The organism is Bacillus sp. SIMBA_074, from assembly GCF_046534555.1.
GTDB classification, from domain to species: Bacteria; Bacillota; Bacilli; order Bacillales; family Bacillaceae_G; genus Bacillus_A; species Bacillus_A mycoides.
The window spans coordinates 1-264 of the sequence record NZ_JAWRYM010000668.1 but is presented as its reverse complement, the minus strand read 5'-3'; the positions used below and the strand labels follow the sequence as shown (position 1 = coordinate 264).

The window sequence follows — 264 nt, the reverse complement described above, 5'->3', positions numbered from 1 at the left end:
CATAATCTCCATATTGTTCATAAAGTTTTATGGGTGGACATGTGGAAAAAGACTGCCCATTGCGAGCAGCCCTGCTAGAATAGTATTTTTGATAGATATACGACCATTGTTACCGTTATACTGCTGAATAAAGTCGACATCAAGACCGCCTGTGCCGCATACTCCGGATGGTTGTCATATTCCAAAGCGAATAATGCGCTGTTTCTAGATGTTGGAAATGAACTTGCGATAAATAACCCCTGAGCGACAGTCCCTTCCAAGCCC

General features: G+C 43.2%; 1 pseudogene. It reads right to left on the bottom strand.

From position 1 onward, the window contains the following. Positions 1-74: 74 nt before the first annotated feature. Positions 75-264, bottom strand: a pseudogene (locus tag SB773_RS32440) (AEC family transporter); the annotation flags it as partial.